Source organism: Enterococcus sp. C65 (assembly GCF_040887165.1).
Taxonomy (GTDB): domain Bacteria; phylum Bacillota; class Bacilli; order Lactobacillales; family Enterococcaceae; genus Enterococcus_B; species Enterococcus_B hirae.
In genome coordinates, this window is sequence record NZ_JBFOFG010000017.1 from 1 (window position 1) to 9,033 (window position 9,033).

Genomic DNA, 9,033 nt, shown 5'->3' on the forward strand with positions numbered 1-9,033 from the left:
TTCTATGTAAAACAAAAAGAGCTGCAGTCCTACATTAGGATTGCAACTCTTCTTTCTTTATATGCCCATCGATCGTGTAAACTGATCGGGATTTCTAACATACATGCTAGCAATAACCAGCTGATTTCGTTTATTGAAGTGACCTGTGACGGCAATATTGTATTTTCCATCATCCATAATTAGCAATTTATCGATAATTTCAATATCTGCAACTACACAATTAATCGATTCATGAATCGTTTGTAAAGTAAAGCGAACCAATAACGGTTGCGTTTTTATTACTCGGATTTTATCAAGCAAACCAACATATTTGTTCATCACAATCACCTCGCTAAAATTATAGCAAAAATCCAATCATTTGGAAATTTCAATTATGCTATAATAGTCTTGCTGTCTGCTACCCCGGCCTAATCTGGCAAGGGGAGGAGGTTATAGGTTTGAAAATTCTTTTTGATTTTGTTTTTGCAATCATGGCAGAAGTAGCCGCGCACTATATCTGCAAATGGCTTGATTGTAAATTTGCCAAGAAAGACAGTAAGCCTACCCGTTAATTCTTATAATAGAAACGTAAAAGAAAACCACTAGCCCGCCAGCTAGTGGTTTTTGGTTATAGATTGAAAATTCTTTTTGTTGACTAAATTATAACATAAACCGTAGCAAATGCAACCAATAGAAAATGCTACTTAGAACGGTAGATCATCATCGCTAATATCGATTGATTGTCCACCAAATGGATTCTGTGAAGCGTTCAATCCATTGTTATTAGGCGTCGCTGTATCCCGTTGTTCAAAAGTGGTGGTGCTTGGACTGGTGGACGATTGATCAGCGTGCGCACGGCTTTCTGTCGCTGCTTTGCTTTCTAATAGTTGGAAATTATCGGCCACAACTTCTGTCACATACACACGTTGTCCTTGCTGGTTGTCATAAGTCCGCGTTTGAATCCGCCCAACTACACCAATCAAGCTACCTTTTTTAGCTAATGTCGCCATTGTTTCTGCTGGTTTGCGCCAAATCACGCAGTTAATAAAATCGGCTTCTCGATTGCCGTTTTGATTCGTGAAATTGCGGTTAACAGCTAGGGTAAAAGTCGCCACTGCTGTGCCACTTGCGGTATAACGTAAATCTGGATCTTTGGTTAACCGTCCTACTAAAGTTACATTATTAATCATCTTTATCTCTCCATTTCTTGATTCATTTGTTGTGATTTCTTAAAATTTTGTTTTCGTTCTACCTTCTCTTGCTCTACAATTGATTGCATCAAGGAATCAACGGAAGTTAGTGTAGATTCGAAAGAAATGTCTTTGGCAAAATAGTTTTCTTGTTGGTATCTTTTCCACTTTTCTCTCAAACCCTCATCCTTCATCAATTGAGGCATTTCCTGATCATACAAATTCTTAAACACAGATTGATTATTTCTTTCCTTAAATGTTCCTTGAACACTCTTATACAAGTTTCTCTCATCGATGCGTTCTAGTTTAGGGATCATATACAAATCATAAAAATCTTTCATACGCGAATTATCTTTTCCAAAACTTAACGTGGCATGTAATTTTTCAGCTAGAATTTGTTCCGTAGGATAAGCTGGAATATGAATCTTTTTATCTTCAAACATTAATTTGTGTTCATACATCAATGCCGCTGGAATAATAGAATCACCTGAAGTAACATCTAATTTAAATGGTACACGTGCATTCTCAAGATAAGCAATAAACTTTGCTTGAAAACCTTGGTAATAATCGGCTTCCCTCGTCTCTGTTAATCCCTTTAATTCAAATCGAATTCCATCTTTTGTGGGATCAGCTGTTAATTCAGAAAAAACAGTTTCTAACTTTTCTTTTGTGAGTTTCGAATTTCGATAAGTCGTATCAATATCAACAGTTGAACGGTTTTCTAACCCGTATTTTGATCCGATCAGAAATCCCCCTTTTAATACAAAATCATCATGATAAGGAGATTCAACAATACGTTCTAATAATTTTTCCATCATATAATATCTTTGGACAATTTGTGGATTTAAATGTTTCTCTGTTGCAAAATTTCTCGTTTTTGCTTTAAATTGTGTCGGTGTCATTCACCTTTAATCCTCTCAATAAAGTGGCAACATATACAAAGTCATTTCTTTTGGTGATTTTAAAATATCCATGTATCTTCTTAGCTTATTTGTATTTCTACTGGTACTTGTCATATATTCTTTTAATGCTTCTTGTTTTACCTCTACGCTTGCTTTATATCTTGGATTCCACATATCACATAACGTTCGCTCTAAATCATAGACTAAAATTTTATTGCCGTAAAAGCTTTCTGTTTCTGTGACTCCCAGGTCAAAATTTTCTTTATTAGTGTAATGCGGTTGAATGGCATACTGATCTAATTTCTCCTTTGATACATTGTATCCTTTAGGAAACATCATATTGATCTTTTTAGGGATATATGTTCCTACTTGAAAAAGATCGAGCGCAGTCTCATGAGAAAAAATCCCTCTGGAATAGATACTCTGAGCGAGATACAATTCATCCACAAACGCATCCTTTAAGGTATAGAAACCTGGTGCTACCTTTTCTATTTTATCCTTTTCGGCTAATCGATCTAACGTCATAGGCGATAATCCTTCACTTCTAGCATCCTTCAAGGATAGGTTGCCATTATGTTTATCAAAAATACATTGGATTTTGTCTTTCATTACTCTTCCCCTAAAGTTAATATAAAACTAACACAACTATAACATGTTAGTTTTATATTAACAAGAAAGGAATTTATCGATCTAATTCGATTTCTTTTTGAATCCGTTGCTGGTTCTTTAATTGCTGCAGTCGTCGTTTGCTGGCACGCATTTTTTCCTGTTCTGAACGAATTTTGGCTTTTTGATTTTCGATTTCTTGTTGTTTGTGTGTTGTATTACGCATAAGATTAACCCTCCATTATTTTGTAGTGCGTCGTGTTCTCTTCTTGAAGTTCGTTTTTTTCTTTTCAGAAAATTCAAAGCCTGTAGTGAAGTCTTCTTTTAAAACGATCGTTGCTTCAAACGAATCCTTTTGTCCTTTTAACCCTTTTACTGTCTGGCTTGTTCGGCCATTTTGAATGAGTTCCTTCAGCTGTGTCGCTGTGAGTTTCTTTTTGGCAATCGTTGTCCATAATTTAAAATCACAAGCTTCAGACGTACATGCGGCCACCTTTTGATAGAGTAAGACTTCTTGTTCCTGGCATTTTGGACAAATTCCTAAATGACGCGCGGCTTCTTGCTTTTCACTGGCTGCTTTCACTTCTTGTAACGTCGATCCAAAATCAGTGGATTGGATTTGTCCTGGGACGACTTCCAATAAGTGAGAGACAAATTTTTGGATATTGGCTAGAAAAGTGGTTTGTGTTCCTTTTCGTTCTCCAATCTTTAACAAGTAGCTTTCCCATTTGGCGGTCATTTCGGCGCTCGTAAGCAGCGGCTCTTTTTCCACGGCTTGGCAAAGCAAAATCCCTTTATTCGTCACCACGAGCTTATTTTTCTCTACCTTGATATATTCCTTTTGTTTCAAGGTTTCAATAATATTCGCCCGTGTCGCTTCTGTACCGATTCCTTCCACTTCTTTCAATATGGATTGCGCTTCTTCACTATCCACGGTTTTCCCAGCTGTTTTCATTGCAGTGATCAACGTACCTTCGGTATAAGGTTTTGGTGGCTTTGTTTCTTTTTCAAGGACTTGTAGATCTACCGTCACCATTTCTCCTTTTGTCACTTTAGGAAGTAGCGGCTCTTCTTCCTTCTCTTTTCCGTCGCTCTCTTTTCCAAATAACTTCTTCCAACCTAGATCTACCGGCACTTTTCCGATTGCTTTTAACTGAAGCTGCTGAACCTGCGTCAAGATAGTTGTTTCTTCATAGGTATATTTTTTCGCAAACATGGCCACCGTTGTTTTTAACACTTGTTCATAAATAGCCTGCTGCAGTGGACTTAGTTGTTCAAAAGCCGCTGCTGTCATAACCGTTTTTGTAGGAATGATTGCGTAATGTTCCTGGACTTTCTTATCGTTCACATACCGACTATTCGGCGTATGAATAGGGGTTGGAATTTCTTCAGCCCTAAAAAAATGCTTGTATTCGTCTAAGTGATCCAACAGATACGCATATTCCCCTTCCGTAATATAAGGGGTATCTGTTCGCGGATAGCTTAGATATTTCCCTTCATACAAGCCTTGCATGGCTTCCAAAGTGTCTTTGGCACTAGCTTTCATGAGTTGATTCATTTTAGACTGAAGGCTAGATAGAGAAAAAAGACGTGGACTTGCCGCGCTTTTTTTCTCGGTTTCGACTTCAAGAATCGTGCCTGGCTGCTTTCCTACTTGAACACCTTTTTCTTTTAAATAGGCTTCAAATGCTTCTTGCGTCGCTTGGGTTTCATTGGGATCAAGCTTCGCATCAAATATGCCATTTTGAGCGGTTACTTGGGCTTTCCCTTCAAAATAAGGCTCTTTTTGGAAGTTTCTAATCTTTTTCTGCAGCTGATAAATCATGTAAAGCGTTGGGGTTTGGACTCTGCCTAAGGAAAAACTTCCTGGTATGCCCTTTTGCTGCAAGAGTAAACTATACAGTGGGCTGCCGTTCATGCCGATCAACCAATCAGCGATCTGGCGTGCTTGTGCTTCTTCAAATTTGGGATAGGTCTCTTCTGCGTCTCGTAATTGCTGGAATCCCTGATAAATGGCTTCTTTTTCTAAGGAGTTGATCCAAAGTCTTTTAAAGGTTTTTCCTTGATCAGCGCCTGCTTGTTGAATGATCGTCCAAGCGATCAGTTCCCCTTCACGATCGCTATCTGTCGCAATAATAATGGTGTCGGCCGATTGAAGTTGCTGTTTCACCACGTTGAATTGCTTTTTCTTATCTTTAGGAACATGATAGTGATAATGTGTAGGGAAAATAGGCAAATGCTCTAATGACCATTGTTTCCAATTTTCATCGTACATATCGGGCGAATCTAACTCGACTAAATGACCAAAACCATACGTGATCACAGTTTCACCAGGAAACAATCGATCTTGGATTTCAAAATACCCGTCTTTTCGGGTGGCTTTAGAAAAGCTATCGGCATAGGCCTTCGCTTGTGACGGTTTTTCTGCTAAAATGACAGTTTTCATCGTGACGATCTCACTCCCTTTCTTGTTGTCTGCCTTGTTGAAACAACATCGCACGTTTTTGCTTTCTAATTTCCTGTTGATGGATCTCATGCTTCAATTGATCGTTCCAATCCTTTTTCACTTCAGGTACAAATTCATGTTCATGATTTTTATAGCCTTTGTAGTATTGTTCTGCTTTATAAGAGAAAAGAATCTGAGAATTAATATCCCCTTTTCCTTGATAAAAACGATCAAAATCATACGTACCATTCGAGCGTTCACAATCTTTTAATTCTTTTGCGACTTCTCTACAAATATCTTTCAAACTAATGACTTCTATTGAATCGTTAACAGAAAGCTGCTGACCAAAAGACGCATTGACTTTGTGAGCGGAAACCAGTTGGTTCGTTAATTGCAGATTGTTTTCTGTCTTGTGTATGGCCATAATAGCTTCTGGTGTGACCTTTTCTTCTTTTGCGGCTTCTTCATAAATGACTTTGTATTCTCTTGGCACTTGCCAATCATTAGCGATTCCTCGTTCACAACGTACTTTCTGATTCGTAAATGGATCAACTGCGCCCATTAATTGTTCTTTTTCGTAGAAAATATGTCCTGCACGATCATTATCCACACAAATCTCGATGGATTGAGGAAAGGCTTGTTTCTTTCTCAATTCAGATACTGCCTCACCAAAATAATGACTGATCACATGGTGTTTTAACCCTTCCATAGAGACTAACCACGTATCGTTTAACTGATCACGATTCAGTGCAGCGTAGCTAAGTAAATCAATACTACTCTCAAAAAATTTCAACTGTTTAGGATCACCAATCCTTAGGTTAAAGCCATGATTCGCTGTCGAATTTTTATCTATATGCTTATATGTGCCTCTCTCACCAAAACGTTCATAATCAATGAACGTTCCTTGATAACTCGCCCCTACTGTCTCTTTTGTCTGTGGATCTTTCCATAAAAAGGCGACCGCATGATCCAAACGATCGTCTCGAACTAAGAAATTTTGCCGTTCATGTTTTGGCTTTAGTTCGGCAATCAATCCTTCTTTTTCTGCATAATCAATCAACCAATCGGGCAGTTTTCGTTCTTCCTTCAGATAATTCCTTCCTTTTTCTGTGAGTGGTTGATAATCAACGGGGTGATCTTTGTACTTTTCTGTCTCAAAATGAAGATTTTCCACTCGTTCTGTTTTGTCTTCATTCTTTAGAATAAAATCAGTGGCTGCTTTAAATTGTTGCTTAGGGTCTTGGATCTCTTTGTCTATAAAAAAAAGTTTAGCTAATTCAATAATGTCGCCACTAATATTTTGACTATTCCAATAAAAACGTTGTTTTCTTCGATCAAAAACAAAAGAATCATGGTCTTCTAAGCGATAGTCACGTCCTTTATTGACTACAGCCATTCCATTGTTTCGTGCAAAATCCACAATATCCATTTGCTTGCATCGATCAATGAGACTCATTTTTTTCTCTGTCATTTTCAAACCTCCCAAAAGAAAAAAGACTATCCATTTTTCAGATAGTCTTTCTTACTTGTTTTATACGCGTTCTTTTTGTGACAATTGTTGTTCATAATAGATTTCATTTTTTCGTTTGGCCACTTCTGACACTGTCTCAAGTGAAAATCGGAATGGATTTCCTAGCGCAAATTCTTCTGAAGGTAACGCCGTTTGGATCTCTTTTCCATAACTTTTTCCTTTTAAAATTACTTGATTATGCTGCGGATCTTCAATAAACGCCGCATCCTTCAAATGTAACGTTCGACCCGTATCTTCTTCCATTACTTTCCCGTCTTTCTTGTCGATCCAAAGTGAACCAACAGGAACAATATTCTTTTGTTCTGCCGTTTCTACAGTATTTTTATGCTCCTGCTGCACTTCTGCTGGTTGGATCTCTGGTTCTCTTTCTCTGTATTGATTGATTTCATTAGAAATGGTTTGAATGAATTCATTTGCGACACGGCTGACATCATTCATGATTTTCCCACGTTCCGCAGCTTCCTTATCATCCAACGTCTGACCATTCTTCGTCCATGCTGCAATATAAGGAATAGCTTTCTCCGACGTGTCCATTCCAAAATGTTTGCACACAATATAAGAAGTCATTTCTGCCTGCAATTCTTTGGTTGCGGTGTCTAATTCTGAAAATTTGTGCATTCTTGCATGGGCTAATTCATGAATACTTGTAGCTAAATGCTGCGTAGGAGTATTTCGAGTATTCATCACGATTTCTTCTGCACCAGTGACCTTGTCATAGACATAAGCCCCACGTGTTTGTCCTAATTCTCTTTGATAGATTTCGCTCTCCGTCATATCTCGAATTTGAATTCCAATATTGTTGGCTACCGCTTGAATCCCAGCTTGAAGTTCTGACTGACCTTTAGCATCCAATTGAAAATCAAAGACACGGTTCGGGAAGATTTTCGGATAGTCTTCAGGCTTCAATTGTGTTTGTGTGATATCAAACACTTTTTCAATCGTGTAGTAAGGCTTTTTGATCACTTCGATTTGACCACTTTCGATTCGTTTTTTATCTTCTGGTGTAGCTTCTGTTTCTCGAACAAAACCACGTCCTTTCTCATAAAATCCTTTGACCGTTTTTCTGACAAAGATCTTGTTTCCTTGTTCCCCTTTTTTGATATAGATTCCTTCTTTTTTCAACGCGGCACGACCTAAACAAGCCGTTGCTCCTGGAAATTGTTCCTCAATCAATAATTGATTTCTAAAGGATCGTTCTGGAAAACGAGACATAAAATTCAAAAGTTCTTTGACGTCTTCAGGTGAATGAGTATGCTTTTTCACCGCATCAAGCGCCTGTTGGGAAAGTGATTTGACTTCTTGCTTAATCTCTTCTGCCGTTCGTTTTTGATAGCCCTTTTGTTTTGTTTTTGTTTCTTTCGACTGCATTTGTTCTTTCGAAACAGGTTCATTTTTGACCGATTGTTTTTGTTCCTTCTCAGGTACTTGTTCGCACAATCTAGCTAACTCTAAATAGATGGGGTGATTACTATTGACGCCATCCCCTAGATCCATTCGTATCTGATCGACTACTTCTCCATTCTTCACTTCTTCAAAATAGAATTTATAATAGCCTGCTTCTGCAGCGTACTGGTTATCCAACGCTTTAAGTTGATCGATCAATTCTAATGTTACGATCTCCCCACCATAACTTTTCAATCCTTTTTCTGGATCATTTTCGTTGAATTCTACTCGATAGAAATGATCGTTTTCTTTCTCCTTCAATGAATCAGCTGGCGCAGCCTCTTCAAGTAATTCACGAACAGCTGCTTTTTCCTCTTCCGACGTGGCTTGGTATTTTTTTGATTCCTCAAATCCCCCGTTTTCATTCAGTTCTAAAGCAACTTTTCGATAGCCTTTCAAAAAATAAATGGTTGGATTTTTTTTCCATTGCGTCACTCGTCCGCTGTCAATGATCGCTTGTACTTCAGGGAGGATATTTTCTTTTCCTTTTTCTGATTTTTCTTTCAGCTGTTCTAATGTTTCCAATTTTCGTTGGTATTTTCGGATCGTGGCAGCTGAAAAAGTCGATTCACCTTTTTCAAAGCGTTCGATTTCTTCTTTGATTCTTGGAATATTTTCGATCGTCATGTCCAGGCCACCGTACTTGTTATAACCCATTTCCTTTAGCTCTTCTTGTCTTTCAAGTTTTTCTACCTGTTTTTCTTGTTGCTTGATCTCTTCTCTCAGACTTTGGACTTTATTTTCGATTCGTTCTTGTTGCCTAAACCAAGAATGCCCGTTTCTCTTATCGTTCATTGGTTGACCGTTGGTCTTTCTTTGGTGTTCAAACATCTTTTCGATTTGTTCATTTAATTCATTTTGCAATCGTACTAATTTTCTTTTGGATTTTCCCAAACGACTATTGTCTAGTGGTTCTTTTTCTTCTGCCATGTCCGT

Annotated in this window: 8 protein-coding genes; all 8 read right to left on the bottom strand. The window is 38.0% G+C overall.

Annotated elements, in window-relative coordinates; genetic code table 11:
* Positions 1 to 57 precede the first annotated feature (57 nt).
* Complete coding sequence (locus AB3I12_RS13110; protein WP_002321813.1) at positions 58 to 318, bottom strand: hypothetical protein; 261 nt, start codon at positions 316 to 318, stop codon at positions 58 to 60.
* A 365-nt stretch (positions 319 to 683) separates the two neighbouring features.
* Positions 684 to 1,169 carry a single-stranded DNA-binding protein gene (ssb, locus tag AB3I12_RS13115; protein ID WP_002325539.1) on the bottom strand — a complete coding sequence of 162 codons (486 nt, stop codon included), beginning with the start codon at positions 1,167 to 1,169 and terminating at the stop codon, positions 684 to 686.
* Positions 1,170 to 1,171: 2 nt separating this feature from the next.
* Positions 1,172 to 2,071: a nucleotidyl transferase AbiEii/AbiGii toxin family protein gene (locus AB3I12_RS13120; protein WP_063627749.1), complete on the bottom strand. Its 900-nt coding sequence runs from the start codon at positions 2,069 to 2,071 to the stop codon at positions 1,172 to 1,174.
* 15 nt (positions 2,072 to 2,086) lie between these two features.
* Entirely contained in the window at positions 2,087 to 2,680 is a 594-nt protein-coding gene (locus AB3I12_RS13125; protein WP_002330563.1) for a type IV toxin-antitoxin system AbiEi family antitoxin domain-containing protein, read from the bottom strand.
* A gap of 73 nt (positions 2,681 to 2,753) precedes the next feature.
* Positions 2,754 to 2,903, bottom strand: a complete 150-nt coding sequence (locus tag AB3I12_RS13130; RefSeq protein ID WP_002295632.1) for a hypothetical protein — start codon at positions 2,901 to 2,903, stop codon at positions 2,754 to 2,756.
* 15 nt (positions 2,904 to 2,918) lie between these two features.
* On the bottom strand, positions 2,919 to 5,123 hold the full coding sequence (locus tag AB3I12_RS13135) for a type IA DNA topoisomerase (protein ID WP_063627750.1): 2,205 nt from the start codon (positions 5,121 to 5,123) through the stop codon (positions 2,919 to 2,921).
* Between the two features lie 10 nt (positions 5,124 to 5,133).
* Entirely contained in the window at positions 5,134 to 6,594 is a 1,461-nt protein-coding gene (locus AB3I12_RS13140) for a toprim domain-containing protein (RefSeq protein ID WP_063627751.1), read from the bottom strand.
* Between the two features lie 60 nt (positions 6,595 to 6,654).
* Positions 6,655 to 9,027: an ArdC-like ssDNA-binding domain-containing protein gene (locus AB3I12_RS13145; protein ID WP_063627752.1), complete on the bottom strand. Its 2,373-nt coding sequence runs from the start codon at positions 9,025 to 9,027 to the stop codon at positions 6,655 to 6,657.
* Between the last annotated feature and the right edge of the window lie 6 nt (positions 9,028 to 9,033).